Source organism: Sphingomonadaceae bacterium OTU29LAMAA1 (assembly GCA_024072375.1).
Classification (GTDB): domain Bacteria; phylum Pseudomonadota; class Alphaproteobacteria; order Sphingomonadales; family Sphingomonadaceae; genus Sphingomonas.
Map to the genome: position 1 here is coordinate 1,983,951 of CP099617.1, position 24,903 is coordinate 2,008,853.

The window sequence follows — 24,903 nt, forward strand, 5'->3', positions numbered from 1 at the left end:
GCCTACCTCCTTCGATTGCTGGTGAACGGGTTGACCTTTGCGCGTTTCGCGCGGGGCTTTTCGTCGGCAACCTTGTCTGCCGTCGTTGCCAGCCATTCCGGCTTTGCCTTCGCTGCGCGCTCGTCGGCCTTCTGCTTGGCCATGGCGCGAGCAATGTCGGGATTTGTTGATGCGGCATCGACGACCATGTTCAGCTTCATCCCCAGCTGGATGAGACCTGCGAGCGCGGCCATGGCGTTCACTCGGCAGTCGGTCGCTTCGTTGGCCTTGCCCTTAGGGCAGTCCCAGACCTGAAAGACGCGGCCGCTGGCGACCTTCGGGATCAGGCGCTCTGCCGTCAGCTGTTCGTACCAGGCGAGTTCCCGCTTGCTGCTGAAGTGCATGTAGCCGGGGCCGGAGTCAGTGAATGACAGGCGGGCGCGCAGTGTGTCCTTCGCCGAATTGACGCCGATGATGATCGGCTTGAACGTTGCCCGGTTGCGATTGCTCGGCCGCGTAGTAGGCCACAGGGGTGAGCGTTTGCCGGTTCGATCCGAAGCGCCCTTCGTCGCCCAGACCTTGCGACCGAGGCGAGCCTTGGAAAAATCATAGACTTCCTGCGCCCGGTGACCGCCGGAATCGATGCACGCGGCTTCGACCGCAAACTGGCGACCATCGGCGCGGCTGAATGTGCGAAGCAGCTGTCGGTCGACCTCGTCCCACGTCGCCTTCTTCGACGTGTCGCCTTCGACGATGACGTAAAGGAGGGACCAGCTTTCTTCGTTCCTGCCCCAGCCTACGAACTCGAGTTCGACCCGGTCATCCTGTGTGTCGCCGCCTACGGTGATCACGCCGACGCCGTCGGGCACCTCCGCCGCCCAGATCTCCGCGCGAGCCGCGAGTATCTCCGCGACCACTTCTTTCGAATTCGACCGCTTGTGCGGCTTACCCAACTGGGTGTTGTCAAACTTCACCCGCTTGTCGGGATCGTTCTTGCTCGACAGCCACTTCGCCGCGATCTTGGGCGGCGCATCGCGTGGCCAAGGGCTGAACACCTTGCCGGCCGTGAAGCTGGCGTGCTCGTTGGACACCGGCCAGGTTCCACAGTCCGGGCAGCGCGCCCGGTAAACCGCGTGACGTGGGCCTTCCCACCAGTCCCATATCGCCGCGACCGCGGCCGCGCCGCCTTCGGCTTTCCAAGCTGTGGCGTATGCAGTCAGCGGGTCATGATGCTTGTCGCAGCACCGGAACCGCTTAGTCTGGTGCCACCGGATCGTTCCAAGCGCGGTGAGACGCTGGCCCTCGTTCCAGCCGACGCCGCACCCTTCACAATAGACCTGCGCGGTGCGCGGATGATGCGCGATGACGTTGCCGCCCTCGTCCAGATCCTTCTTCCACTCGACGTGCCGGAAGAAATCGAGGAATTGCCTGTGACTACATTCCGGACAGGCAACCGACGCCTGCCGTTGATCGCCCTCCAGGTAGCTGCTCTCGATCAGGCTTTCGCCCTCGATGGTCGGTGAACAAGCCCGCACCGACAGCGCGCCGACATATGTCGCCATGCGCTCGTCGGCGAGGCCGATGGGATCACCCTCGCGAGTAATCGGATACTTGTCCGTTTCGTCGCAGAACACGCGCTTGACGGGCCGTCGTGCCAGATTGTCCGGACTGCCCGCCCCGGCGAGCGCGAGGAATCCGCCGGGAAAAGCCTTGTAGAGGAGCGTCTCTTCGACGCTGCGGGTCTTCTTCGTACCGATAAGCCGCCGCAGCACTGGCGTTGCGCGGATGAGCGGGGTGATACGCTCCTTCGAAAACTGCTCGGCAGCCGCCTCTTTCGGCTGCACGATGAGCATCGGCGCCGGGTCGAGGTGGACGAAGAAGCCAACCGCGTTCTCAATCAGCGCCGTCTTCATCAGCTGGGTGCACACCATCGCGGTGATGGTCTCGACGCCGAGCTCCGTCACCGCGAGCATCGGCCCGCGGGCAATCTCAACGGTCCTCGTCGACCAATCGCCCGAGGTTGAACCTGCCTCGGGTGCCAGCTTACGATATCGGTCAGCCCACTCCGGTACGCTGATGCGCGGCGGTGGGGTCAGCCCCCGTTGCCACGCACGCTCTAGCCGTTCATCCTTGCTCTGCGCCGGCGAAGTCGGCTTCGGGCTCGCCAAGGGAGGCGAGGTGCTGCTGGACATGATCGTTGAGCGCCTCCAGCAACGGCTCGACTGCAATGCTCAGCGATGCGGCGATCAGCGGCGCGACGCGCGAGGGCCAATTCAGCCAGGCGTCACGCAGCGATCGGGCGAGGTTGAACAGCAGCGTGTCGGCAACCTCGAGATCGACGACATCGCCCGCCTCCCGTCGGGCCGCCAACAAGGCCCGCACGGCCAGTCCGTTTTCCTTGACCCGTTCGGCGTCACCGGTGAGCACGAAGCGACCGGCGAGCACTTCGGCGATGAAGTCCTCATCGGCGAGGTCCGCCGGATCGATCGGCGCCGCTGCGCCTGCCTGGCCACGCCGCCGGGGTGCTTCCGCCTGGGCGGGTCGGGTGGAAACCTTTCGCGTAGACGGGGTGGAAACAGGCGGGGTGTTTCCACTCCGGGTTTCCACCTCTGACGCTTCGCGATTGCGCTTGCGCCAGCCGCTGCCGGCGAGACTCGAATCGATCAGGCCAGCCTCAGAAACTGGCAGCTTTCCTTGCTTTACGGCCTTGGCGACCAGCGTGTGACTGCATCCGTCCAGCTTCGCGAACTGGCGAACCGACACCGGCCCGGCATGGGGTGGCGGCATAAGTGGCAACCCCTTTCACGATCTATAGCTGGGGAAGCTAAACGCCTTTGCCCCCCGTACTGCTCGGACACCCCGGAAGGACCCAAAGGGTGCAAGCGCGTCTTATCTCAGATAAGATCAGCCGATGCTTGCTGATTCTCTGATTGATGCCGATGTCTGGGACGATCTACCCGACGACCCGGAAGAGGCCTTCGTGTTCTTCGCTGACCGCGCTCGCGAGAATTTGGAGAAGATCCTTAACGGAGATCAAGCCGCGGCCGGGCGTCATCACCCGAACATTTGGCGACGGCAATTCGTCCACGAGGTTGGTTCGGCGGCTGAGGAATTCGGGATCAGCGGTCTGCTCCCAGCGGACAAGGCGGAGCAATCGGAGGCCACTCTCGACATCTTCAACGCGCAGCTAGCGAGAGTAATGACTCGGCTGAGGCTCAAGGTTCGTGGCAAGACTCGGCTGGACACCGCGCAGTTAACCTTCGAGACGAAAACCACAATCCGATCATCGCTCGACGACGTTCGCGACAGGATCAATCGGTCCAACTTGTCAGAGGACGCGAAGGCCGCCCTTCACCGCAGGGTGGATGCCGTCGATCAGGAGCTTGACCGAAACCGCAGCAGCCTTCGACCTCTGTGGATACTCGCGGGCGCCTTAGCCGCGGCGTCTCCGACCGCGATTGGGGCAGCAGCAGATCTTCCGGGCGCGGTCCAAACAGTTCAGTCAGCTATGCAGCTTGCCCATGCGGACCGCGCGGCGGAAATAATGCGGACTGCAAAGTTCGCGCCGCCTCGGCTTGGTAGGCCTCAAGAGACGAAGTTGATCACGGACCGAACCGAGTAATCGCAAACATCATAGTAACCAAAAGCCATACCGTAGGACAGTCGCCCGAGGCATCCGCCTCTGCATTTGGGACGAGGGCGGCTCGGTGGCCAGTCCTATTAGCTCGTCGCGGGCTGCTCATGCAGCGGCACCCATCAGGGCATGTTCTCCCTTTACCCCAACTGGTTCGAGTAGCCAAGCCTCAATCGTTACGGTGATCGATCCTCCCAGGTTGACCACTGCCGCCTTGCCCGCTCCGCGTTCCACCACGCCCGTCATGCCCGCGAAAGCAGGCTGCATGACTGCGACGCGGTCGCCTGCCTCATAGGTTCGAGCGCTCGCGCGCAGCATGGCGCGCTCACGATGGCGCTGCGAACGCTCGGCGATGAGTCGCTCGCGCTCCAGTAGCGCTGAGCGCTTGGCCTGCTCGATGGCCTCCTCCTGCCTCAGCGATCGCATCTGCGCCTCGCCGATCAACGGCACACGCCCAGCGTAGGTGAATAGCCGGAAGGCGGGCAGGGGCGATGTCGGCCTCGCCATGAGGCGATAGAGGTCACCGAGCAGGTCTGATCGCAGAAACACGAACGTAGGCAGGATCGGTGCGTCAATCTCGATCGTCTGCTTGCTGCGCGGCCGGCGCCGACGGATCGTCAGCTGCGGCGCCCAAGCGTCATATCCCAACGAAGTCAGCGCCCTACACAGCGGCAGCGTCCGGGGTCCCGCCGTTCGCAGGATACACCAGCGCTGCGCGATGCCGCTCTGATCCTGCTCCTCAATTCCCGCCATTTCTCTGAACCCCGCTCGGACTGTGAACACCAGACAATCTACCAGCGCTGCCAAGCGCTGGGCGCTCTTGGTTGGCGCGTATCCCCATCTTGCTCCGCCAACTTCCGGCACTAGGCGCCGGTGGCGGCTGACGACCCGAACCCGAAGTGCCGGATCTCCGGTGTATTATAGAAGTGGCACACTTATCGCATGAGCAGACCCGAAGCGCATGGCCGGTTCGGCTCGACGCAAGAGGGAGAATGACATGCATCGATCCGTACTGATCATTGCCGCAGGAGCTGCCATTGTCGTGGGCGCTGGTTCCGCCGATGCCCGACGGGCAGCCGAGGACCGGCAATACACTGCGACCTACAACGCTGAACGCCGCGTCTATTGCATCCGGTTCTTCTCGGACACGCTTAACGACCCTCGTCCAAACACTGCGGCATCGACGTGCATGACCCGTGCTCGTTGGGCTCAACGAAGCATCTTCATCGAGCATCGTCGGTCGAACGCCGAGATCGCTGCCCGCTGAACTATCCGGTCGGGAGAGGCGGCATCCCCTGTGGCGGGATGTCGCCCATGCCGGCACGCACGTAAGAGCTGTCGTCAGTTTGGCTCGTAAACCGTATCTCAAGGTCTGTCCGGCCATTAAGCCTCTATGTGCGCTACCTTTTCGATCACCGTAGACGTGCCGCTGAGCCTCGTGCGCATGACGCTGACTGGCTTCTTTTCGCCAGCAGACGTTGCTCGCTTCGTAGAGGCGCGCGACGCGGCACACCGCCAGCTGCGTAGCCTGCCCAACCAGCATGTCACCTTGGTCGACATCCGCAGCATGCAGATCCAATCCCAGGAAGCAGTTCAGGAATTTCAGCTCGTCATGTCCTCGCCCGAGACGGCATCGAGGCGCATTGCGTTCGTGGTGTCCAAGTCGCTCGCGCGCATACAGGCTCAGCGCGCGGCCGTGCACCGGCCGGCCAACTACTTCGCGAATGTGGAAGACGCCGAGGAATGGCTTGTCGCCGAAGAGGCAGCGGTCAACTGATCGACGAGACAGCGATGATTTTGCTTGCACCCGACCTCGTCCGGGCGCGTGTGTTGAATGCCGATCGTAAGAAACGGACAACAGATGGCTCAGCGCGTTCCAACCACTGACGAAGTTCGTGGCGTCCTCGCATCCGTTCTTGCGGGTGCGACCGACGGGAAGGTATCCGGCTGGCATGCGAAGGTCGGGCCCGTGGTTCGCCTGCCCTGCGACCCGCTGGCGCTCTTCAACTGGGACGTCATGCCCGTCTGTGACGAGGTCGAGAAACTCGCGGTTGCAGAGGCGGTGAAGCTCGTGCGGGCAAAGCATCCCTTCGTCGCCGAGTGACACGGCTGCGTAAGCGCCGATCATCCCTGCTGGTCGTTCAACCCCTGTGGCGGGAGAACGCGTCGGCGGCCGACGACCACACAAGATCAGGTGACGGCTTAAAGCCGACGAATTAGGTGACATCGATACCCTCATCCCGGCAGGCATCGACAAACGACGGTGCCCGATGGCCAACGACACAGGTCATCGAAGCGCGCGAAGAGGCCAAGCTGATCGATATCGCCTGAGCTGCGTCGCCCTTGAACATGATAGGTCAGGAACGATGTCGTGATGACAGCGTAATGACCCCTGCGGCCCAGTAGCTGGCCGTCAAAGGACACTGCATGAAAATCACCACGATCTTCGCCGCCATCGGTATGATGGCCGCTACCGTCGGCGCAGCGAGCAGCGCCGATGCACAGCGCCGTGATGACAACCGTGGTCGCTATGAGCAGCGCGACCATCGCGGAGATCGCTACGACCGGCGTGATCGTCACGATAGGGGCCGCCACTACGGCCGTAATGACCGCGGCAACCACTACGGTCGTGACCGCAATCAGCGCTGCCGCACCGTGATCCGCCATCAGCGCCGCGTTCGCGTTTGCCGCTAAACTCCTTGCGGGGGGCCGGGGCAATGCTCCGCTCCCCGCTTCGATTGCGCCCTTCCAAGGCAAACGCGGCCGGCGCCCGCTGCGCCATGATGCCGCCACCGTCCGCCTGCAGCCGGCTACTCCGCCAGGTGCGCCAATCGCCTCACCGCAAGCACTGCTCATCGCAGGATCACGGCTGATCCCAACGATGCTCATGCAGCGTCAACTTTTGCGGGTCCAACGATCCACCCATCGCCAGCAGCCGCGCCGGCGAAGGGAGAAGTTCGATGGCATTCTACGTCGCTATGTCCGGTTTCATCGCAGCCAATCTGACCGTGATCGGTGCAGAACTGCGCAACGTTCGACGTACTGGCGGGCAGCGGTAGAGCGAGGTCAGCCACCGATCGCCTCCGGTTGCCTGGCAGCAGCCGGCGGTCCCGGGATGGCCATGCGTCGATAGCGCTCGGCAGTCGCCCGGCTGACGGCACGGGCCTCGTCCTCAATGCTGGCAGCCGACGCGATCCTCGCCTCGATCCACGACACGGGCTCGGCCCTGCCCTCGGCGCTCACCAGCGCCTCCCGGACCCAGGGCTCGCCCCTCGCCTTCCGCCACTTGGCGATCAACCCCCTCGCCTGCTTCTCGCTGGACCCAGCCTTCACCAGCAGAGCCACCCCGGCGTCGAACAGGACCTTGCTCGGATCTTCCAAATTCGGCGGCGTAGCGCCCGTAGCGTTAGCTACGGAACTTCTTCTTTCTTCTTCTTTCCCGTCCCGTCCCGTCTTAGCCGTGACAGTCACTGTGACAGGTGGCGTGACATCGCCGTGACTGGTGCGTGACTGGTCGTGACAATGCGCCGTGACCAGACTGCGCAGGTCCGCGGTTTTGATGTTCCATGCCGGCGTGACGCCGACCGCCTCGAGTTTGGCGAACATGTCGCTGCGCGCTGCCCGCTCACGAGCCTTGCGCTCCGCTTCGCCGGTGCGGGATGTGCGATCTGACTTCCGCTTACTCCATGCGACTAGAGCCTGCTCCGCCAGCGTCGGATGGTAGAGGCGGCCATCGCTACACTTCACAAAGCCGTGGAGCGCGCGCTCCTTCAGCTTCTTCCAGTGCTTCAGATCACGTCCCAGATCCGCAAGCCGGCACAGCGCCACGTCGTCGTCTGGCAGCGATCCGGCTGGACATTGCGTCCATGCGGCCCACCAGAGCGTCAGCCCTGCCCGCCACTCGCTGTCGTTGGCCATTGCATCGAATTCGCTGCCGAAAAGGCGCTGGCCGAGCAGCGGCATGTATTCCAGCCCGCGCAGATCGCAGTCGGACGGTGTCATTGGCTCGGGTAGCGTCACCGGGTTGCTCCGCCGTCATGAGAGGAATGCTGGTAAAATTCGCTGCCACGCACGGCAGAGTTGGCGCCGAAGAACCAGCCGACAGCCTTGCCGGTCGGACCGCTGCGACGCTTAGGAACGAGAAATTCGATCTTGTTGCGGACGGCTTCCATGTCGGTTCGCCACGCTTCGTATTTGCCGCCGAACTGGTCTTCCGGCTCATTGCGGCGCAGGTATTCCTCCTCGCGGTAGACGAAGAGGATGACGTCAGCGTCCTGCTCGATCTGGCCACTGTCGCGCAGGTCGGACGGCATCGGCCGCTTGTCGGGACGCTTCTCCACGTCGCGGCTGAGCTGCGCTACCGCCATCACCGTGAGTCCTTCCGCCTTGGCGAACTGCTTCAGGCCGGTGCTGACCTCACTGGCATGCTCATAAGGCGACATGCCCTTGCGGCTGTGTGCCATCAGCTGGAGGTAATCGACCACCACCAGCTCCAGCTTCTCACCTTTGGCAGCAAGGCGGCGCTTGTGGGTACGCGCCTGGCGGATCAGCTTCGACAGCGTCAGGCCGGACGTCTCGTTGATTTCGAGCGGCAGAGCGTCAAACCGCTGCTTGGCCTCGATCACCGCCGGCATATCATTGTTGCGAACGGTGCCGTCGCGAATGTCTTCGTAAGCCACGCCTCCGCCTGTGGTGAATGTCATATCTGCGAGCATGCGGCGGGTCAGTTCGTCGGCGCTCATCTCGAGGGAGAAGATCAGCACGCCGTGACCGCGCGCCGCTGCACCGATGGAATAGGATGTGACGAGGCTGGTCTTGCCCATGCCTGGACGGCCACCGACGACGATGAGGTTCGACGGCCGCAGCACACCGATCGTGCTGTCCAGAGAGGCGATCATGCCGCAGCGGACGCCGATCACCGGCTGTCCGAAGCTGTCGATCACCGCCTGAGCGTAGGTGCCGACCGGCGCCTGCGCAGTGACGACCTGATCGGCCAGCTCGGCGACGGCCTCGTCCGCATTGGCGAGCAGCTCCTCACGCGTGACGCTGAGGTCGCGGGCTGAGTGAACAACGTCTTGAAGCCCGGCGACCATGCGCCGTCGGCTGGACAGCATTACCAGCTGATCGAAATACGCCTTGGTCCGTGCTCGCGGACCAGCGTTGAGTGATGCAGCTGACAGCACGGAGAACACGCGCGGCCATTCGGGATCGTCACGGAAATGCGGCGTCAGCGTGACGGCGTCGACATTCGCACCAGCCGCAGTCTGATCCAGCATCTGGTCGAACACGCGCCCGTGCAGCGGCACAGAGAAGTCACGGCCACGCAGGCGATCGGCGACCTGGTCGATCAGGCGGTTGTCGTTGATAAGGTCGCCGAGCAGGCCGATCTCCGCCTCGACGTTCTGAAGCGCCGGCCCCTGCTCGGCAGCAGCGAACTGCTCCTGAAACGAGCCGCTCATGCGCGGATGCCCCGCAGCTGGTCGTTCCAGTCCTTGTACCCGTCGGCGGGCCACATCGTGCGGGTGGCGAACCCGCGCTCGGCAAGATCATCCTCGGCCTGCTCGACAGCCGCACGACCGGCAGCATCGTTCTGCCCAGCGATGACGATCGAGACGATGCGGGGCGGATAGTCGATGAAGGGCATCATCGCCGTACCGAGCGTGACCCACACCTCTGCGCCAAGCTCCTGCGCCAGGCTGAGGCCGTCTTCCGGGCCTTCGGTAAGGATCAGCTCGTGACCGTAGCTGTCGGCATCCGAGTTGATGCGGAGCGCCCCGCCCTTCACACGGCCGAGGCTGCGCTTTGGCTTCTCCATGCGCGCTTTGCTCTTGCCGCCGTTGGCTAGGAACACGCGCTGCAATCCGATCAGCTGATCATCGCCATCAACGACCGCGCCCACCAGCGCCGGTAAGTCGGGTCCGCACTGGCCGGTATCGTCGTCGTACCAGGCAGGCGTCAGGGCAAAGCGGAAGGTATGCGGGACTGGCATGATGATGCCGCGGCTGCGGAGGTAGACCTCGGCTGGCGTGCTCGTCGCCGGCCGCGCACGATCCCACACATCACGGGCACGATCGATCGCGCGCTGCTGGTCAGCATCGTCTTCCGCCGCCGCCTTGGCGCGTTGGGCAGGATCCACCCCGGGTAGGCTGGCAGCACCGAGCCACCGCAGCGCATCCATGAAGCCGATGCCCTCGGTCTTCATGACATAGCTTACGATGTCGCCGGACGCGCCGCAGCCGAAGCAGTGGTACGTGCCCTTGGCGTCGTTCAGCTGCATCGAGGGCGTGCGCTCACTGTGGAAGGCACACAGCGCTCGCTTCTCGTTCTTGCCAGCGCGGGTCACCTTGCGGGTGCGCGCGACGACATCACTGATGTTGTAGCGCTGCTTCGCCTCGTCGACGGCACGGCGGAAAGCAGCGTCTCGTTCGGCGCGAGCAACGCGATCGATGGGGCGGCGGCTCACTGCCCCCTGCCCTTCTCCGCTGCGATCATCTCCAGCCAGACGCAGGTCAGCGCGTTGACGCGGCGGATCAGCGCCTCATGCGGGATCAACTCCTGAGGTTCGGTCAGGTGGTCGGCCTCGATGGCGATCACGGCCGGCAGCAGGTTCGCCAGCGTCAACGCTGCGCTCTCGTCGCCAGTGCAGTACGCACCTGCCTCCGCCCAGCGCCCGCCGACCAGCGCCAGTAGCGGGTCGGCGAACCGCCCTCCCCACTCGCGGCAGCCTGCGAGGAACGTCGGCATGTCGAGCGGCGACGCGGTGTTCGCATATGCCGCGGCGCGATCGTCGGACTTGCCGAGCACCCGGCCCATGTCCGCCCATGTCGCGCCGTCGTCGGTCTTGATGCTGGTGAGCACGGCATTCTGCGCATCGACCGCGGCAGACGCGGAGAACGTACGACGGCGTCCGTGGATGTACGGTGCGTTCATGCGGCAATTGCTCCAGCATGCCGAAGGACAAGAAAGCTCGAGACGAGGCGCGGATCACCGTGATCGCCCTCGCCAACATGACAGCGGCGATCGTCGATGCGCTGCGCGATGCGGAGGTGCCGAACCACGTGGTGCACACCTTTCTCGACTGCTTCGACAACCTGAACAGCTTCGCGCTGCATGGAGCGCCTGCCATCATTCTGGGAGATATCGTGGAGATCGTCCGTGCGACCGTGGCGCACAATGACTAAGGTCGGGGTGACCGCGAGCGCTTTGGGAAAAATCGCGGCCACCCCTACACCCGCCCCACGGAGGGGATTGCGGACGAGTCTCAGCACCGGGGAGATGCGAGCTGGCGGGTGCAGAACCGTGCTTGCGCCCGTTTCGGACAAACTGCCAACGCGGAAAGCAGCACAGTCTGATCGGGTCGTGCGATCAGCGTTGTGGCCCCTCGCTGCACAAGCCGGGGTAGGCTCATGCCGATCGCGGCTGCTAGAGACGTCGGATCGCCGCGAACTGAATAGAGGCACAAGATGCTCGACCCCGACATGCCCCTGCGCGCCGCCGCCGGCACCGACACAGCCGTTGCATTCGCGCTGTTCGAGCACATTGCGGCGCGCGATCCTGATGCCGTCGCCAGGAAGGACGACGCCATCGCGGTCTTCCGCGAGTGCATGGAAGCCGTCGGACATCGGGCGGAGGGCGTCAGTCATGAGCCGCGGCCGATCCGGTTGGGTGCGGAGTGAGCGGCATTTCACTGCATGCTTCTGCATGTGGCGCGGGCAGATCGAAGAAGTCGTTAGGCGTCACCTCACCCCTGGTGGCTTGCACAATCGCCGCCATCATTACGGCATTTGGTCTCTGATGCCCCTTGGCATACCGTTCGACGGTACGCGCATGGGAGCTTCCGATTCGACGTGCGAACTCGGCGTAGGTTAGAGCATGTGCGCTCATGTAGCCCGATAGCTTCATGAGGACGCAATTAGCTGATACGGCTAAAAGAGGCAAGATAATTGGCTGAAGACGCTAACCAAGACGATCAGGGCGACCATCTTGATCCTTTTGCTGACACCGTAATTGGTCGCCGCATGCGGGCGGAGCGTAAACGCCAGGGTATTTCCCTTCGAGAGGTCGCCGAGCGGGTAGGTGACGGCGTACATCTAACAACAATCGCCAAGCTTGAGAGCGGGCGCATGCGGGTAACGTACGACTGGGCTAGAAGGATAGCTGCCGCCCTAGGTACTCCGGCGCTAGAGTTTTTTATACCTGAAGAATCACTAAACCAAGCTAAAGCCGTTCCGGTCTACACCGGTCTAACTTGGCACGCTGGCAGCTTATTTGAAGATGCCGTGAGTCATTATACAGCAATATACAACAGTCGGGATGATCTAGTCGGTGTGGTACTGGGCCCGGTCCAGCCTGATATTGAGTCAGAATACCCGCTAGTCACTGTAATTATCGATCCTGAGGATACCCAACTCAGGCACGGCGGAGCATTTCTCTTCTTTCATCCAGAGTTAGGGTATCACGCAGCAGGTGTTTTCAAGTCAGATCCTGATCGCTTAGTCCCATGGATCAGCGCTTTCGCTGGGCTTCTATTTTTACCGGCAGAAGGAGTGATCGTAGCTGGTCGGATTGTCGAAACCCAGCGCGGCCTTGTTAGCCGAAACAGCTAAATTCTCATTGCGGCATTTAGCTGTTTCGGCTAAATACCCTGCATCAGCCGATCGCCCCCGGGCCGTGAAACTGATCGCAGGCCGGTAAAGCACGCTCTCTTCGGAAGCCTCTGTCGCACTCCTGCGCCACCCGTGGGAGACAGCACATGGCCAGTCAGCCGACCTTTGCCCCGTACACGCCGCTGCGACATGCAGCGCCGAAGCCGAACATCCGCATCGCCTACATCGCTGGCGATGCTGCTACCGCCATCCACCGCGGCATGGCGTCCATCCCCGCCGCCGTCCGGGAGAGCACGCTGGAAGAGCTGGCGATCGCCGGCCTCACCGACGAGCTGATCGCCGCCGGCCGGGAGCTTCTCTCGCCTGCCATGTACGCTGCGTTTCTTCGCTGGGGTGAGACGGCATCCCACTTCGTCACGAGGTATGAGACTGATGAAGTGGGCGATGCGCGCTGTGAGGCAGCTGGCGAGGCAGGCGCTAGGCTAGCCTCGATCCCAGCCGAGAACATTCACGACATGCTGCTGAAGACGCGCATGCTTAACTCCATCGAGGCCGACTGCTCGGACTTCGGATCCATGCAGCGCACGCAGCGCCTGGACCCTACCGTCAGCAAGCTGGCGCTCGCGATCGGCAGCGACCTTGAACAGATGTCGCCGGTCACCGCTCTGATCGAGCAGATTGCGACCCTTGCCTGGGAAAACTCCCCGCCGGAACTGATGGCACTGGCTCCAGATATCGGCGGCATCATTACCAGCGCTTTCGCCGCTGCCCGCGAGAATTTGGGCGTCGATATCCCTGCTCGCCCCAAGCTGCCGAAGACGCTGGAGGGCTACAGCCCATTCATGCGTGGGCCGCTGGTAGCGTGGCAGAGACAATACGACCGTTATCTAGCCGCGGACGACGCACTGACGAGCTACGATCGCAATGTGCATACCCCGTTCTTCAAGCAGGCGGAAGTCGACGACACCGAAGCACGCCTCGTCCAAGAGGGATATGATGAGCTGCTGGAAGACACCTACGGTGCCCTCGCCACCCTGCTCCAGCTGCCAGCACCATCGGCGGCTGAGCTTGCCATTAAGTTGACGCTATATCTGCAACACGCGGCATGGGACTTGGGCTGCGCGAAGGAGATCGCCCAGCGCATGACGGCTGACGCTCGTCGGTTCGCTCGGCACGGCGCTTTCATTCAGGCGGATGGCAACCTTCTCGCCGCGTTCGGCGGCTGTCGTCGTGAAATGCAAAATGCCTACGGCACGGACGCAATGTCGCGCGACGAAGAGGATGCCCACTTCGCGCGTCTCGACGCTTACGAGACAAGGCTGCACGACCAGCCTGCGTCAACGATCGAGGGCGCAATCGCCAAGCTTCGTATCGCCTTCAGCCGGATGAACCCTGATGCCTGGTCCAACCACGCCATCATGGACCCTAATAGCCGGGACTTCCGCGAAGGTTTGCGGATGGGAGGGATGTTCGAGCGCATTGCCTGGGGCGCCATCGAGGACCTTGCCCGCATCAGCGGCATCAATCTCACGGAGCAGGGCGCATGATCGCCGTGCGCCGATCCGGCCGGTCAGCCGGGTATGATCCAGTTCAACTCGTCGGCTGCAGCCTCGGCAGTTTTGGCCAAATGCCGAACGTAGTCCTGGAAGATCGGCACGGTGAACGTGACGATCACCGGGTCACCGTCGGGCTCTTTGAACGTGAGGACGACGAACCGGGTGCCCGTCTCGTCGATCATGAGCCCGGCTTCCATCGCGCCGGGTCCGCTGGGGCTGATTACGATCTCGGCCATGTCGTTGGGCTCCTGCGGGTCACTGATCGGGTTGAACGCCGGTCGCTTACACCAACCGCGCGGAGTTTCACATGAGCCTGGGGCGCATCATCAAAGCGGTAGAGCCTTGGTACAACTGGGGAATGATTACCGTCGAACGCATGGATGAACTCCAGCGCGACGACAACGGCCGGCTATCCACCGGCGGTGAAGGTGAGGTCGGGTTCTTCGACCTTCAGTGGTTCGGCATTCATATCGGCGTTCACATCGGGCGGACGCCAAAGCGCGCACGCGGAAAGGGCGCAGCATGATCGGCATGTTTGATCTGGACTGGCGCACGTCGCTACCGTTGTCGAAGATCGAGAAGATTACCGAGGCCGGCGCCGGTAAGCACGGGCAGCCGAACTATCGCATCCACATGGATGGCGGCGGAAGTGAAGAACTGAGCGGTCACGCCTATACTCGCATCGCCTCGACGCCGCTGCAGCTAATCCCGGCCACCGCCGGCATAGAGGCGCTAGCTGTCGGAATCGATGATGGCGAGCATTGGGTAAACCGGGCACCCGTGATCGGCTGGGCCCGCTGCTTTGACGGCTCAATCCGGATTGTCACTCCGGCCGGTGTCGATGACGGACACATGTGGAAGGAAGGCCAAGGCTACGTCCTGATGCCCGACGGCTCAGTACACTCCGTCGGTGAGTACCTCGACGTCTGCCGGTTCGACAGCTTGGATGCCTACGTCGCCTATGAGGTCGATCAACATCGACAGCGCACAGAGGACCGCTCGCTCGCGGAGGCGCAGTCATGACCGGCGTTTTCGAAGCTGCCGAAGAGGTGGGTGGCTATGCCACGCGCCACTTTCCGTTGGCCGAGATTGAATCGATCGGCCCCTGTGCCCCACGCAATGGTGTGACGGGCGAATGGTGGGCGGTACGGCGCCGGAGCAAGGACACCCTCTATCTTTCTGAGAAGATGTTGCATGGGCTATTGCGTCGGCCGGTGCAGATCATGCCCGTTGGCCTGGCCTTCACCTTAGTTCGCTTCGGCTGCGACGCTGACGGCCCGTATAGTTTCAGCGATCCAATCCTCGCGTGGGCGCTTTGCTATGATGGCGAGATGCGCCCGGTCACGCGCGATGGCGTCGATGGCGGCATCCCAATCGATGAACCTGTCTACGTCCGAATGCCGGACGGCACGATGGAGGCGGGGCCGAACTGCGATCGGATCGACAGCCTGGAAGAAGGGCTCAAGTCAGCACAGCGCGACTGGGAAGCCAGCAAAGCACGAGGAGCAACGGCATGACCTGTGCTCGCTGCATGCATTTCAGCGCCAAGGCCGCGTCCGACGCAACGATCGAACCGGTGCGTCAGGACCTCGGCCACGTTGGAGTCTGCCGTCGCTACCCACCGCAGATGACGAAGCGCGGTGACGCGTTCCTCACCTCGATCTTCCCCAACGTACACCGCGAGAACGCCTGCGGTGAGTTCCAGGATCGGATGCCGCTATGCTGATGGGCTGTGTAGGCCGTAACTGTGGCTCGTGCGCCTGGTGGGAGCGGCAAGGTCCGCAGCTTTCGAAGGCAACGCGCGATCCCTCCGCCGCCGCCGACACTGGAACGTGCCAGGTGCATGCCCCCGTCGTCGTGCAGGGCAACAGCCCCTTCCCCGTGTCCATGTTCCCGGTGACGCATGAGACGCGTAGCTGCGGCGAGTGGCAGGGGATCGGCAGTGACGGACCTGATGGTGGCGAGACGGTAATACCGTTCCCGACCCCATCGACGAGGATCGCGGCGTGACGGCGTCCCGAGCTGTTGCACCGGCGATACGGTCAGAAGTGCTTACGCATCCGGCGGCATCCTTTCATCGCATCGTCGTTGAAACAGACCGACTGGTCGCGCCATGCGTTATGCCTCTATGGCCCAGCACAGCTACCCAATCCGGATTTCAGATCTCCCCCGCGAGCAGCGTCTCCGCGCGCTCTATCAGCGTTCCGCGCAAGCACGTGCGCAGTGGCAAGCCGGACGGGTTCGGCAGCAATCGTTCTGGTCGCGTCTGTTCGGGTAACCGTCAGGCGGCGGTCGCATGACGCCCCTGCCCCCATTCACCTGCGAGGTCGTGAAGGTTCACGACGGCGACGGGCCTCTCTGGTGCCGATCGGGTCAGAAGGTCCGCATCGCTGGCGTCCAAGCGCCTGACTTCGAAAGTGCAGAGCCATGCCGTCGCCCCGCCGGACGTCGATCAAACTACACCTGCGATGATGCTGCGGCCGAACACAGCCAGCGGATCGTCAGCAGGCTGACGCTGAATAAGCGGCTGGTCTGTCAGCCGACCGGCAAGAGCTACAAGCGGGTGGTCGCGCGATGCACGCTGCCAGACGGTCGCAGCCTGTCCTGCGCCACGATCGCGGCCGGCGCCGCCATTCGCTGGCAGAGCTACTGGCGCCAATACAATATGGGAGAATGTCGATGACCGGGGAGCAACGCAATCGGCTAGTCCGGCTGCCAGAGGTGAAGGATCGCACCGGCCTGTCGCGGACGTCGATCTACCGCAAGATGGATGCGGGCGAGTTTCCTCACGCGATCAAGCTCAGCACCAACGCTGTGGCTTGGCGCGAGACGGAGCTGGAGAGGTGGATCGCCGCACCCACAGAATGGCAGGCGGCGGCTTAGCTACAGCACGTGGCTCCGGTCTCCAGTAGGTGCTTCCCCTCGATCGTGGCTTTCGGCGTCTTGTAGATCATGCCGATCAAGAGCAGGCTACGGCAGGACGACGGGGAGAGACAGCGGTGGCGACGGCAGCAGCAGCGATCATGGCGAAAGCCCAGCAGGATATGATCGGGCACTTCATGACGAGCAACGCGGTGTCACCCGACAGTGCCGTGACATACGAGCCGTCTCGCCGGATCGAGCGCCGGATGTTCGAGCGGATGCAGCGTGATGGTGTGATCGTCGCTGCGGGCAACGACCAGTGGTTCATCGACATACCGCGCTACCACGAACGCTTGAAGACCCGTCGCAAGCGGGTGCTTGGCGTACTTGGAGCCGCGATTGTCGCTGCTGCGGGTTTGGCGCTGCTTGGCTAGTCGCGTCACGACGCAGGAAGATCGGGAACGTCAGATGCGGCACCAATGGAGTGGGAGGTGCGCCGTAATGCAATCTCGCGGCAGTAAGCCTGCAATTAACCCGGCGGATACAATTTCAGACACTATGCTGGAAGCCGGCCTAGCCGCCTACATGGGCAATGCGTCGCACGACGAGATGAGCTTCGTTACGCCCCGCCAGCTAATTCATCTAATCCTTCGGGCGGCCATATCGATTGATACAGTTCAGTCAGATCGTCATCGAGCCTAATCAAATCACGTAGCGTGGTGCTTACGGTATCAGCGAACACCCGGACGTCGGCTACCGAGGTGAATTCCTTAGCTGTGCTGTATTGAACCTCAAGCATGCGCGACTGCGGCCGAACGACACGAACGCCGTGTTTGGTCCGGACGATTTTGCCGTCTCGCTCCCGCCAATTGTCGTGAACGAACCGGTTGCGCTCGTTGCGCAGATCGTTGTCGATGTAGTTCAGTAGCTTCTCTGTGGTTGCATACAGGTCGGGGTCAAGCCCGCCAGCGGCGAGCGCCTTAGCGGCCGCGACACGTTGCCGGACATCCATGACCGACAGGACGGTGTGCATGACTCCCGCTGCCTCTGCCTGTTCAAACTGACGATCGTGAAACTTCGCAAGATTGACGCAGAGATCGTGTAGTACAAACTCGATATCACCCCATCGGATGCTCGCCTCGCCAATGGCGTGAGCTACGTCCCGCATCGGAGGCTCAGAGAAGGTCATGGAAGCTACCGGCCAGAATCAAGAGGACCAAGTGCTTCGCCGCATGCTCAGCACGCCGACAAAGCCGCACGACAAGCCGACAGAGTCAAGCGAGCCGCGTCGGCGCGGGAGGCCGATAGGTGGCGGCGGGTTCAGCGAAGGGGTCGAAACCGTCCTGATTAACCGCTCTTAACGCCGCCCATTATCTCGTGAATAAGTTTAAGTTGGGGCGGGATGAACTCATCAGCTTGCCGCTCAGCGCCCGAACGATAAACGGATTTGACGAGGCTTTGAAGGATAAGCACTCCCGCCGCTAGCATGCCCAGAAGAAGCGCTGCTCGCGGATACTGCGGCAAGCTAGTGAACCACTTGTACTCTGTTGCGCATATAATTATTGGAGCAACAAAGAGGAATAAGCACGCAACTACGGCAACGGATCCGAAAACGACGCGGGCTTTCTTTATGAATGTTGCCTCTGCCCTAAGCTCTTTAACGTAATCAGATAACTCGACCCTAAACTGGTTTTCTTGGCCAAGCTCTTCTACGAGGTATTCCATCCGGCTCTCTAAATCAGACAGCCGGTTTGCGTCCTTGTCCCGAAGCGAGGCGACTTCGCCCGCATGATCTGCGATCGGAAACAGGCTAGGAGCGAGCAACCCCCCGTTCGTCTCGGAGCCCTGCGAAGTGCTTCGCGATAAGCTCCAAGGGAATTTCAGCATAGGCCCCGCTATTGTTAAATGTCTCAGTCCAAGGCGTTCCCGGCTTGTGCATGATCTCCGAAAGCCGGAAAGCATGCAGCGCCCCGTAAGACTCGACTACTTGACGCAGAAGCGCCACCTCATCCTCTGAGAAGTCCTCAGATACGGCAACGCCGCTACGAGGATCAGCCGCAAACTCAGTGATCGGCCGGGAACCAAACTTTTTGAAAGCCTTGTAGACCGTGGGGAAAACCGGCCCATACTGCCACGCCTGAGGCGAATGCTTAGACAAAGGAACGCCGCGGAGAGCAAGCGACCAACCGTCAGCAAGATAGACGAGCTTGATAATCTGCATAAGCGTGACGGTCCGTCCGTCCGATTGCATCAGCTCATAAATCTTATTCGCGACCGCCCGAGGGTCGTGGGCGTGATCACGTGTCATCATTCGCCCTCCTCTGTAACGAGTTTCATATAAGAGTCGGGTTCACCAGCGTCTATAGGCCATGTCAGGGCTTATGCTTATGTCCGTAGAAGCCGCCCTTGTGCTTGCGCTTCCTCCCCATCGGGGGCTGCTTAGGCAGCGAGGCCACCGGCCCGCCGATAGGTGAGGCGCTTGCCAGCGCCACTAAGCTCGACATCCTCGTCAAGTTAATGGCTTTCAGAGAACAATAAATTCGCCCATTCCTGCGCGATCTCCCGCCGTCGGGGCATCTACGCAGCCCAGATCGCAAAATTTTGTAGATCGCCCGACATCGTGTCCCGCAGAAGTCTTCCGGCTAGGCGGCCATCGAGCTACTTCATCGGCAGAAGGACGTTGTGGCGTGTGTTGATGGCCTTGTACGTCGGGCTGCCTAGCACCCCCGAGATACCGGCGTGATCCTCCTGACGAGAGTCGATCTGGCCTAACTTCTTGCCATAGAACGCAGCGAGCTTCTCGCACATCTCGGTCCAGACGGGCTTCAACATCTGAGCGTCCCCGCCCATCCCATATTCGGTGGCGTACTGGAAAACGCGCATCGAGTACCGCTCGACAGCAGCCGTTTCGAACACCCAAAGGTCGTTGGTGATAGCTCCCGGCGTGAGGCCGGCCTTCCTGATCTCTGCATCGCTCAGCTTGAGCCCCTGAGCCGTACTCATCCTGAAGGCGCGTCGACCCGCGAGGAAATGGTGCTGGTTGATATTGACCGCGAGATCGCCAAGCGCCTTAAGCCCATCACCGGTTTGATCCTCCAGCCACCTGAGTTGATCGACGGCTTCCAGGACGCTGCGTCGCCCGATGCCGAATGGATCGACCAGCGGGAGGCCTGGTAGCGGGCGGGCGACACCATCTCTGACGTTCTTCAGAAGCTTCTTCAGGCCGCTTTCAAGGTTCTGTCCGACCATGCCCCGGATCGTCCGGTCGTCGGCTGTCTCGTAATTCCGCTTCAGGGTCTGAACAGTGAAGGAGTGTTTCCCCGGTATCTGAACTACACCGACGCTGTCGGTGTGTACTTGCGGCGTCAGCCAAGTGCGGGCGCTCTCCGGGACGCCATACCTTTCGAGTGATTTCGGCAGAGGCACCGGGAGCGGCAGAGCACCCGGCGCCAGCACGGTGAATGGACGGATCCGGGCCACGCCGCGAAACAACAATGTCGGCTCGTGCCTCCACGGGTGGGCGCCATCGATCGACACTTTCGCGGTGTGCTCGTTCATGACCTTCGGCATCAGATCAATCAGATCGCAGCCGCTTGGAAATGGTTTCCGCTTGATGGGCCAGATGAACACGCGGAAGTAGTTAACGTGCCAGTCCCCGTTTCCTCCGCGGACTGGTAGCTCGCTAAATGCAGGCATTGCCTTCTCCCGCTCGTGCCAGTTCAGGGCGCGTGCGGCGGCATGTCTCCCTATTTAGGGCCTGCCTGTCGAATCTTTCTTGGTTCTCGGAGCGAAAACATCGTCATTACGCTGACTTGCCATCCGGCAGCAGCAGATCAGCCCAATCCTGCGCAATCTCTCGCCGCCGGGGCATATACGCAGCTCGGTTGTATGCCATCTCCGAACCCGACTCCCCTTTTGCCCGGTGCGCCAGCATGGCGTCGATGATGGCGCGATCATCCGGCCGACGCTGCTCGACAGCTCGCTCGTTCATGATCGTGGAGAAGGTCGATCGCCAGCCATGCGGCACATGCCGGCCGCTGTAGCCATTGCGCGAATACATATAGCCGAGCGTGTTCTCGCTCATTGGCTGGTGCGTCGATCGGACGCTGTGGAAGACATAGGGGAAGCGTCCGGTCAGCCGGCGCGCCTCGTGCAGCACGTTCACCGCCTGTCGGGCTAGTGGAACGACGTGCTCGAACGCCTCGTCAGCCTTGTTCTCCAGCGCCAGCTTCATCCGCTCGGCCGGGATACGCCATAATGCCCCCGGCGCGGGGGCATCGGGATCGGTCCAGTCGATCCCTTCGAACTCCTTCCACGGCACGGCGCGCAGGATGCCAGGCCGCACCGCGGTCAGTGCCAGCAGCTTGGACGCCAGCTTTGTCATCGGACCCGACGACGAAGCCTCCATGTCGGCAAGTAGCTTCCGAGCTGCGTCCAGATCCTTCAGCGCCGGCTGCTTGCCTCCCGTCGGCGTCGGCTTCAGCGCCTTCTTGATCCCGACGGCTGGGTCACCTGGTACCAGCCCCTCCGCCATTCCGAACTGGAAGACGCCGGAGACGTGCTGCCGCAGCCGCTTGGCGGTGTCGATTGCACCGCGTGCCTCCACCTTGCGAAGCATGCGCAGGATCATCGGCCCGTCGACGTCTAAAAGCGGCAGAGAGCCGATCTCAGGGTAGATGTCCCTCTCCAGCGCCTGGATGACCTTCTTGCACTGTACCGGCGACCAGCGGGGGCATTGCGCCTCATACCAGCGCTGCGCGACGACCTTGAACGTAGTGCCGGCATCGGCTTGGGACCGCATCGCCCGCTTCCGATCCTCCATGCCCGGATCCTTGTGGTCGCGCAGTTCTGCACGAGCGCGATCGCGACGCTCCCTCGCCTCTTTCAGCGAAACCTCGGGGTATGGACCGAAGGTAAGGCGCTTCTCTTTATTGCCAAACCGGTACTTATAGCGCCACGATTTGAAGCCCTTGGTTGTGACGAACAGGTACAAACCGTTCGAATCAGCGAGTTTGTAGTCCTTCTCGGCCGCCACTGCCTTGCGCGCCTGCACATCGCTCAGTGCCACGATGCCCCCACTTCCCGTTTTCAGTGCCCCCGGGATGCCCCCAGTTGCCGAATGATTGGAGAATACCCGACGGGACGCTCCGCGACAAGGAAATGGCGGTTTTCTGCCGTTTTTGGGATGTTTTGGGACCGGGTGGATTCCCCCGGAAAGCGTCGATGGTGGGTCCGCCGGGGCTCGAACCCGGGACCTCTCGATTAAAAGTCGCTTGCTCTACCAACTGAGCTACGGACCCCCGCCATCGATCCGGGGCAACTAGGGGCGGGCGCGCGGTCGGTCAACCGCATGTGCCAATTGACGCATGGTTCTGCCACTCACCGGGTCGCGCCAAGCGGGTGCGATGGTCGCCAGCGGCGTCAGTACGAAACTTCGGGTGCGCAGACCGGCATGCGGCACCGTCAGACGGTCGTCGCGCCACACGCCACCGGACCACAACAGGATATCGAGATCGATGACGCGCGCACCCCAGCGCTGGCCACGACGGCGACCGAACGCGACCTCGATCGCCTTCAGCCGGTCGAGCAATGCGAGCGGGGATTCCATGGTCTCGATCAGCACGACCGCATTGGCGAAGCGTCGGATCGATGGGCCCAGGGGTGCGGACGTGATCACCGGCGATCGGGCGATGACGGTCCCCAACGTGGCGATAGCCGCCCTTACCTCGGCAACGGGACTGCCGTGACGGCCCCGCCGGTTCGACCCGATACCGATCGCATAGATTGCCGCCGTCATCGCCGCGCTTTAGGCGGAAACGATGACCTTAGCACCCAGCCTGTCCGATCCCGTCGAGCCGTCGCGCGATTGCCCCCGATGCCCTCGCCTCGTCGCAGCGCGCGACGCCCTGCGCGAACAGAACCCGACATGGTGGAATGCGCCCGTCCCTGCGTTCGGCGATCCCGATGCATGGCTTGCGATCATCGGTCTGGCGCCGGGTCTGCACGGGGCCAACCGCACGGGGCGACCGTTCACCGGCGATCATTCCGGCACCCTGCTGTTCGCGACGCTGGGGCGGTTCGGACTGGCGACCGGCACCTTCGCCAATCGGGCCAATGACGATGTCGCGCTGACCGGTGCGATGATCCTCAACGCCGTCAAATGCCTGCCGCCCGCCAACAAGCCGACGCCGGAGGAAATCCGCACGTGCCGGGCGTTTCTGGACGGAGAGATCGCTGCACTCGCCAACGTCCGCGTCGTCGTGGCGCTGGGGCAGATCGCGCATCAATCGGCGGTAAAGGTTATGGGCGGGCGCCTGCCCAAGGCCAATTTCGCGCATCTTGCCGAACATCGCATGCCCGACGGACGCATGCTGATCGATAGCTACCATCCTTCGCGCTACAATCAGAACACCGGGCGCCTCGACGAAGCGATGTTCGATGCCGTGTTCGCCCGCGCGCTGGAACTCCGTCAGCCTCTCTGATCGGGAATCAGCGAATCGACGCCCTTGGCAGCCACGGCCCAGCGGTACACCGCATCGGCGATATAGATGCGGAACTGCGTCGGATCGACGCGCACGTTCCGGGCGCCGCCGACGCAGACGCGTGCCCGGTCGATCAGGGCCGCCTGTGTATCGCTGATCCGCGCCGCACCTTCGCTGGTAGCCAGCCGTACCGCAAGCTTCGGCTCGACCCGCACCATGCAGACCGCCACCTCGAAATACCGGAAATCGGTTGGCAGGCGGTGGCGGTTGCGCGGCATTTCGCGCAGATTGAAGCGCGACTGTACCGCGGGATCCTGCGTCTGGGCCCGCGTCAGCCGAAGTTCGGGGGCGAACCGGCGTAACGCCTCGATGGTGAATGCGCCGCGATCGTAGATCGACCATCCTAGCGGTGCGATGTCGTTCGCACCCGACAGGCCTCTGCTGTCGCCCGAGTCGCCGAAGACCTGGGTATTCGCCGCCATCCGTTCCAAGGTCGACGCGCCGACCGTCGTGAAGCTCAACAGCGTCGGACTTTCCGAACAGGTGATATAGGTCCGCTTCAGTCGGTCCTGCGCGACCGCATGCGTGGTCGTGTTGAACTCGCCGTCGACCACCGCCTTCAGGCGCGCCGTGCTGCCGATCTTGTTACGTGCAGCGCATTTGGCGATCCGTTCGGAATATTCGAACGCCTGACGGTTTTTGACTGCCGACGTCATGGTCGGATTGGAAACGCTGGTCTGGATATCCGGCCTGTCGCGATACCCTTCGACGAGGATGTCGTCCGGCTCCGAATCGGCGCCCCGGTTCGGGACGGTGCTGGGGGGCGCCGCCGTTTGTGGCGACCGGCCATCCTGCGCCTGCAATGGCGATGTGATCGCAAGCGTTGCAGCAATCGTCGCCGGGATGACGCTATTCGTCGCGAACCAGACGTTCATACAGATCAGGCCTCCGATCACGGAAGAATCCGAAGGCAGCACGATGGCGTTGAATTCGCTCCAGATCAAGCGTCGCAACGATCACGCCTTCCTCCTCCCGGTCGAGTTCGGCAATGATGTCGCCGCGTTCGTCCGTGATGAAGCTGGTGCCGTAGAAGGTCTGGCCATGTTCGACGCCAATGCGGTTGGCGGCAATGACGGGGACGACGTTGGATACCGCATGGCCGACCATCGCACGCCGCCACAGGCGAGCGGTGTCGAGCGACGTATCGTGCGGTTCGCTGCCGATCGCGGTCGGGTAGAACAGCAGTTCGGCACCCATCAGCATCATCGCCCGCGCCGTTTCAGGATACCATTGGTCCCAGCAGACGCCGACGCCGAGCTTCCAGCCCGGCGCGGTCGGCGGCGCGGGCCAGACCTTGAAACCGGTGTTGCCGGGGCGGAAGTAGAATTTCTCCTCGTACCCGGGGCCGTCGGGAATGTGGCTCTTGCGGTAGACGCCCTGAACTTCCCCATCGGGACCGATCATCGCGAGGCTGTTGTAATAATGCGGGCCGTCGGCTTCGAAGAAGCTGGTCGGGATGGTGACCTTCAGCGCCTCAGCCAAGGCCTGCATCGCCAGCACCGCCTTGTGTTCGCCGACCGGAGCGGCGTTGGCGAACAGCCCTTCGTCCTCGACCCGGCAGAAGTACTCGCCCTCGAACAATTCGGGGGGCAGGATGACCTGAGCCCCCTGCCCCGCCGCCTCTCGCACCAGCCGCGAGACGTTGGTGATGTTGGCGTCGATGTCGTTCGAGAAGCCGAGTTGCAGGGCGGCGACGGTGATCTGGGTCATGGCGTGCATGTAGT

34 protein-coding genes and 1 tRNA gene are annotated in these 24,903 nt (G+C 62.6%); 17 read left to right on the forward strand and 18 right to left on the reverse strand.

The features are described 5' to 3' along the window. Nucleotides 1-2: 2 nt before the first annotated feature. On the reverse strand, nt 3-2,171 hold the full coding sequence (locus NF699_09630; protein USU06897.1) for a phage terminase large subunit family protein: 2,169 nt from the start codon (nt 2,169-2,171) through the stop codon (nt 3-5). Then, nucleotides 2,104-2,766, reverse strand: coding sequence for a hypothetical protein (locus NF699_09635; GenBank protein ID USU06898.1), 663 nt, complete (start codon nt 2,764-2,766; stop codon nt 2,104-2,106). Before NF699_09635 ends, NF699_09630 begins: the two co-directional genes overlap by 68 nt. A gap of 124 nt (nt 2,767-2,890) precedes the next feature. Between NF699_09635 and NF699_09640 the strand changes: the two genes are divergently transcribed. Beyond that, nucleotides 2,891-3,601: a hypothetical protein gene (locus tag NF699_09640; GenBank protein USU06899.1), complete on the forward strand. Its 711-nt coding sequence runs from the start codon at nt 2,891-2,893 to the stop codon at nt 3,599-3,601. Between the two features lie 117 nt (nt 3,602-3,718). Here NF699_09640 and NF699_09645 read toward each other — a convergent pair whose 3' ends face one another. Next, the gene (locus NF699_09645; protein ID USU06900.1) at nt 3,719-4,420 is read right to left on the reverse strand and encodes a hypothetical protein; all 702 of its coding nucleotides are present in this window, start codon (nt 4,418-4,420) and stop codon (nt 3,719-3,721) included. Between the two features lie 190 nt (nt 4,421-4,610). On the opposite strand from NF699_09645, the gene NF699_09650 reads away from it, so the two are divergent. From NF699_09650 to NF699_09660, 3 genes are all read left to right on the forward strand, one after another. Beyond that, a complete protein-coding gene (locus NF699_09650) occupies nt 4,611-4,880 on the forward strand; it encodes a hypothetical protein (protein USU06901.1) in 270 nt (89 codons plus the stop codon). A 156-nt stretch (nt 4,881-5,036) separates the two neighbouring features. Beyond that, nucleotides 5,037-5,390: an STAS/SEC14 domain-containing protein gene (locus tag NF699_09655; GenBank protein ID USU06902.1), complete on the forward strand. Its 354-nt coding sequence runs from the start codon at nt 5,037-5,039 to the stop codon at nt 5,388-5,390. An 84-nt stretch (nt 5,391-5,474) separates the two neighbouring features. After that, complete coding sequence (locus NF699_09660; GenBank protein USU06903.1) at nt 5,475-5,717, forward strand: hypothetical protein; 243 nt, start codon at nt 5,475-5,477, stop codon at nt 5,715-5,717. A gap of 131 nt (nt 5,718-5,848) precedes the next feature. Here NF699_09660 and NF699_09665 read toward each other — a convergent pair whose 3' ends face one another. The 5 genes from NF699_09665 to NF699_09685 all read right to left on the reverse strand — a co-directional run bounded on the left by NF699_09665 (nt 5,849) and on the right by NF699_09685 (nt 10,543). Continuing rightward, nucleotides 5,849-6,280 carry a hypothetical protein gene (locus NF699_09665; GenBank protein ID USU06904.1) on the reverse strand — a complete coding sequence of 144 codons (432 nt, stop codon included), beginning with the start codon at nt 6,278-6,280 and terminating at the stop codon, nt 5,849-5,851. Nucleotides 6,281-6,679: 399 nt separating this feature from the next. After that, nucleotides 6,680-7,633 carry a YdaU family protein gene (locus NF699_09670; protein ID USU06905.1) on the reverse strand — a complete coding sequence of 318 codons (954 nt, stop codon included), beginning with the start codon at nt 7,631-7,633 and terminating at the stop codon, nt 6,680-6,682. Next, nucleotides 7,630-9,072: an AAA family ATPase gene (locus NF699_09675; protein USU06906.1), complete on the reverse strand. Its 1,443-nt coding sequence runs from the start codon at nt 9,070-9,072 to the stop codon at nt 7,630-7,632. The genes NF699_09670 and NF699_09675 overlap by 4 nt, the downstream gene beginning before the upstream one ends. Continuing rightward, nucleotides 9,069-10,076, reverse strand: a complete 1,008-nt coding sequence (locus tag NF699_09680) for a CHC2 zinc finger domain-containing protein (GenBank protein USU06907.1) — start codon at nt 10,074-10,076, stop codon at nt 9,069-9,071. Before NF699_09680 ends, NF699_09675 begins: the two co-directional genes overlap by 4 nt. Continuing rightward, nucleotides 10,073-10,543, reverse strand: a complete 471-nt coding sequence (locus NF699_09685; protein ID USU06908.1) for a hypothetical protein — start codon at nt 10,541-10,543, stop codon at nt 10,073-10,075. The genes NF699_09680 and NF699_09685 overlap by 4 nt, the downstream gene beginning before the upstream one ends. A gap of 17 nt (nt 10,544-10,560) precedes the next feature. Between NF699_09685 and NF699_09690 the strand changes: the two genes are divergently transcribed. The 4 genes from NF699_09690 (at nt 10,561) to NF699_09705 (ending at nt 13,766) form a co-directional block, all read left to right on the forward strand. Then, nucleotides 10,561-10,794 (forward strand): hypothetical protein, encoded by a 234-nt coding sequence (locus NF699_09690; GenBank protein ID USU06909.1) that lies wholly within the window; start codon nt 10,561-10,563, stop codon nt 10,792-10,794. 282 nt (nt 10,795-11,076) lie between these two features. Beyond that, complete coding sequence (locus tag NF699_09695) at nt 11,077-11,289, forward strand: hypothetical protein (protein ID USU06910.1); 213 nt, start codon at nt 11,077-11,079, stop codon at nt 11,287-11,289. 267 nt (nt 11,290-11,556) lie between these two features. Beyond that, complete coding sequence (locus NF699_09700) at nt 11,557-12,219, forward strand: helix-turn-helix domain-containing protein (GenBank protein USU06911.1); 663 nt, start codon at nt 11,557-11,559, stop codon at nt 12,217-12,219. Nucleotides 12,220-12,365: 146 nt separating this feature from the next. After that, nucleotides 12,366-13,766: a hypothetical protein gene (locus tag NF699_09705; protein ID USU06912.1), complete on the forward strand. Its 1,401-nt coding sequence runs from the start codon at nt 12,366-12,368 to the stop codon at nt 13,764-13,766. Between the two features lie 23 nt (nt 13,767-13,789). On the opposite strand, the gene NF699_09710 is transcribed toward NF699_09705, so the two are convergent. After that, on the reverse strand, nt 13,790-14,011 hold the full coding sequence (locus NF699_09710) for a hypothetical protein (GenBank protein ID USU06913.1): 222 nt from the start codon (nt 14,009-14,011) through the stop codon (nt 13,790-13,792). Nucleotides 14,012-14,082: 71 nt separating this feature from the next. Here NF699_09710 and NF699_09715 point away from each other — a divergent pair, with 71 nt between their 5' ends. The 8 genes from NF699_09715 (at nt 14,083) to NF699_09750 (ending at nt 17,071) form a co-directional block, all read left to right on the forward strand. Further along, complete coding sequence (locus NF699_09715; protein ID USU06914.1) at nt 14,083-14,301, forward strand: hypothetical protein; 219 nt, start codon at nt 14,083-14,085, stop codon at nt 14,299-14,301. Continuing rightward, entirely contained in the window at nt 14,298-14,798 is a 501-nt protein-coding gene (locus NF699_09720; GenBank protein ID USU06915.1) for a hypothetical protein, read from the forward strand. The genes NF699_09715 and NF699_09720 overlap by 4 nt, the downstream gene beginning before the upstream one ends. Then, nucleotides 14,795-15,292, forward strand: a complete 498-nt coding sequence (locus NF699_09725) for a hypothetical protein (GenBank protein ID USU06916.1) — start codon at nt 14,795-14,797, stop codon at nt 15,290-15,292. The genes NF699_09720 and NF699_09725 overlap by 4 nt, the downstream gene beginning before the upstream one ends. Before the next feature lie 14 nt (nt 15,293-15,306). Continuing rightward, nucleotides 15,307-15,501 (forward strand): hypothetical protein, encoded by a 195-nt coding sequence (locus NF699_09730; protein ID USU06917.1) that lies wholly within the window; start codon nt 15,307-15,309, stop codon nt 15,499-15,501. 113 nt (nt 15,502-15,614) lie between these two features. Then, nucleotides 15,615-15,785, forward strand: coding sequence for a hypothetical protein (locus NF699_09735; protein ID USU06918.1), 171 nt, complete (start codon nt 15,615-15,617; stop codon nt 15,783-15,785). Between the two features lie 286 nt (nt 15,786-16,071). Further along, complete coding sequence (locus tag NF699_09740) at nt 16,072-16,458, forward strand: hypothetical protein (GenBank protein USU06919.1); 387 nt, start codon at nt 16,072-16,074, stop codon at nt 16,456-16,458. Next, nucleotides 16,455-16,658 carry an AlpA family transcriptional regulator gene (locus tag NF699_09745; GenBank protein USU06920.1) on the forward strand — a complete coding sequence of 68 codons (204 nt, stop codon included), beginning with the start codon at nt 16,455-16,457 and terminating at the stop codon, nt 16,656-16,658. Before NF699_09740 ends, NF699_09745 begins: the two co-directional genes overlap by 4 nt. Before the next feature lie 116 nt (nt 16,659-16,774). Next, the gene (locus NF699_09750; protein USU06921.1) at nt 16,775-17,071 is read left to right on the forward strand and encodes a hypothetical protein; all 297 of its coding nucleotides are present in this window, start codon (nt 16,775-16,777) and stop codon (nt 17,069-17,071) included. Between the two features lie 185 nt (nt 17,072-17,256). Here the strand turns inward: NF699_09750 and NF699_09755 are convergent, their stop codons facing one another. From NF699_09755 to folK, 7 genes are all read right to left on the reverse strand, one after another. Beyond that, on the reverse strand, nt 17,257-17,826 hold the full coding sequence (locus NF699_09755; protein ID USU06922.1) for a hypothetical protein: 570 nt from the start codon (nt 17,824-17,826) through the stop codon (nt 17,257-17,259). Between the two features lie 158 nt (nt 17,827-17,984). Continuing rightward, nucleotides 17,985-18,362 carry a hypothetical protein gene (locus NF699_09760; protein ID USU06923.1) on the reverse strand — a complete coding sequence of 126 codons (378 nt, stop codon included), beginning with the start codon at nt 18,360-18,362 and terminating at the stop codon, nt 17,985-17,987. 85 nt (nt 18,363-18,447) lie between these two features. Beyond that, nucleotides 18,448-18,948, reverse strand: a complete 501-nt coding sequence (locus NF699_09765; GenBank protein USU06924.1) for a DUF4065 domain-containing protein — start codon at nt 18,946-18,948, stop codon at nt 18,448-18,450. A 347-nt stretch (nt 18,949-19,295) separates the two neighbouring features. Further along, a complete protein-coding gene (locus tag NF699_09770; protein USU06925.1) occupies nt 19,296-20,267 on the reverse strand; it encodes a hypothetical protein in 972 nt (323 codons plus the stop codon). 172 nt (nt 20,268-20,439) lie between these two features. Continuing rightward, nucleotides 20,440-21,705, reverse strand: coding sequence for an integrase arm-type DNA-binding domain-containing protein (locus NF699_09775; GenBank protein ID USU06926.1), 1,266 nt, complete (start codon nt 21,703-21,705; stop codon nt 20,440-20,442). A 156-nt stretch (nt 21,706-21,861) separates the two neighbouring features. Next, nucleotides 21,862-21,937, reverse strand: a tRNA-Lys gene (locus NF699_09780). Nucleotides 21,938-21,957: 20 nt separating this feature from the next. After that, nucleotides 21,958-22,434, reverse strand: coding sequence for a 2-amino-4-hydroxy-6-hydroxymethyldihydropteridine diphosphokinase (gene folK, locus NF699_09785; GenBank protein ID USU06927.1), 477 nt, complete (start codon nt 22,432-22,434; stop codon nt 21,958-21,960). Nucleotides 22,435-22,456: 22 nt separating this feature from the next. On the opposite strand from folK, the gene NF699_09790 reads away from it, so the two are divergent. Then, nucleotides 22,457-23,119 carry a uracil-DNA glycosylase gene (locus tag NF699_09790; protein ID USU06928.1) on the forward strand — a complete coding sequence of 221 codons (663 nt, stop codon included), beginning with the start codon at nt 22,457-22,459 and terminating at the stop codon, nt 23,117-23,119. On the opposite strand, the gene NF699_09795 is transcribed toward NF699_09790, so the two are convergent. After that, nucleotides 23,107-24,054, reverse strand: a complete 948-nt coding sequence (locus NF699_09795) for a hypothetical protein (protein USU06929.1) — start codon at nt 24,052-24,054, stop codon at nt 23,107-23,109. The two genes, NF699_09790 and NF699_09795, sit on opposite strands and share 13 nt — an antisense overlap. Beyond that, the gene (gene aguB / locus NF699_09800) at nt 24,029-24,889 is read right to left on the reverse strand and encodes an N-carbamoylputrescine amidase (protein ID USU06930.1); all 861 of its coding nucleotides are present in this window, start codon (nt 24,887-24,889) and stop codon (nt 24,029-24,031) included. The genes NF699_09795 and aguB overlap by 26 nt, the downstream gene beginning before the upstream one ends. Nucleotides 24,890-24,903 lie beyond the last annotated feature (14 nt).

Coding starts and splice junctions, on each gene's coding strand:
- NF699_09685 (USU06908.1), bottom strand. CDS start 10,543: ATGAACGCACCGTACATCCACGGACGCCGTCGTACGTTCTCCGCGTCT.
- NF699_09695 (USU06910.1), top strand. CDS start 11,077: ATGCTCGACCCCGACATGCCCCTGCGCGCCGCCGCCGGCACCGACACA.
- NF699_09705 (USU06912.1), top strand. CDS start 12,366: ATGGCCAGTCAGCCGACCTTTGCCCCGTACACGCCGCTGCGACATGCA.
- NF699_09745 (USU06920.1), top strand. CDS start 16,455: ATGACCGGGGAGCAACGCAATCGGCTAGTCCGGCTGCCAGAGGTGAAG.
- NF699_09660 (USU06903.1), top strand. CDS start 5,475: ATGGCTCAGCGCGTTCCAACCACTGACGAAGTTCGTGGCGTCCTCGCA.
- NF699_09675 (USU06906.1), bottom strand. CDS start 9,072: ATGAGCGGCTCGTTTCAGGAGCAGTTCGCTGCTGCCGAGCAGGGGCCG.
- aguB (USU06930.1), bottom strand. CDS start 24,889: ATGACCCAGATCACCGTCGCCGCCCTGCAACTCGGCTTCTCGAACGAC.
- NF699_09635 (USU06898.1), bottom strand. CDS start 2,766: ATGCCGCCACCCCATGCCGGGCCGGTGTCGGTTCGCCAGTTCGCGAAG.
- folK (USU06927.1), bottom strand. CDS start 22,434: ATGACGGCGGCAATCTATGCGATCGGTATCGGGTCGAACCGGCGGGGC.
- NF699_09760 (USU06923.1), bottom strand. CDS start 18,362: ATGGAATACCTCGTAGAAGAGCTTGGCCAAGAAAACCAGTTTAGGGTC.
- NF699_09665 (USU06904.1), bottom strand. CDS start 6,280: ATGGCGGATCACGGTGCGGCAGCGCTGATTGCGGTCACGACCGTAGTG.
- NF699_09765 (USU06924.1), bottom strand. CDS start 18,948: ATGATGACACGTGATCACGCCCACGACCCTCGGGCGGTCGCGAATAAG.
- NF699_09740 (USU06919.1), top strand. CDS start 16,072: ATGACGCCCCTGCCCCCATTCACCTGCGAGGTCGTGAAGGTTCACGAC.
- NF699_09725 (USU06916.1), top strand. CDS start 14,795: ATGACCGGCGTTTTCGAAGCTGCCGAAGAGGTGGGTGGCTATGCCACG.
- NF699_09650 (USU06901.1), top strand. CDS start 4,611: ATGCATCGATCCGTACTGATCATTGCCGCAGGAGCTGCCATTGTCGTG.
- NF699_09715 (USU06914.1), top strand. CDS start 14,083: ATGAGCCTGGGGCGCATCATCAAAGCGGTAGAGCCTTGGTACAACTGG.
- NF699_09630 (USU06897.1), bottom strand. CDS start 2,171: ATGTCCAGCAGCACCTCGCCTCCCTTGGCGAGCCCGAAGCCGACTTCG.
- NF699_09790 (USU06928.1), top strand. CDS start 22,457: ATGACCTTAGCACCCAGCCTGTCCGATCCCGTCGAGCCGTCGCGCGAT.
- NF699_09690 (USU06909.1), top strand. CDS start 10,561: ATGCCGAAGGACAAGAAAGCTCGAGACGAGGCGCGGATCACCGTGATC.
- NF699_09795 (USU06929.1), bottom strand. CDS start 24,054: ATGAACGTCTGGTTCGCGACGAATAGCGTCATCCCGGCGACGATTGCT.
- NF699_09720 (USU06915.1), top strand. CDS start 14,298: ATGATCGGCATGTTTGATCTGGACTGGCGCACGTCGCTACCGTTGTCG.
- NF699_09730 (USU06917.1), top strand. CDS start 15,307: ATGCATTTCAGCGCCAAGGCCGCGTCCGACGCAACGATCGAACCGGTG.
- NF699_09710 (USU06913.1), bottom strand. CDS start 14,011: ATGGCCGAGATCGTAATCAGCCCCAGCGGACCCGGCGCGATGGAAGCC.
- NF699_09640 (USU06899.1), top strand. CDS start 2,891: ATGCTTGCTGATTCTCTGATTGATGCCGATGTCTGGGACGATCTACCC.
- NF699_09755 (USU06922.1), bottom strand. CDS start 17,826: ATGACCTTCTCTGAGCCTCCGATGCGGGACGTAGCTCACGCCATTGGC.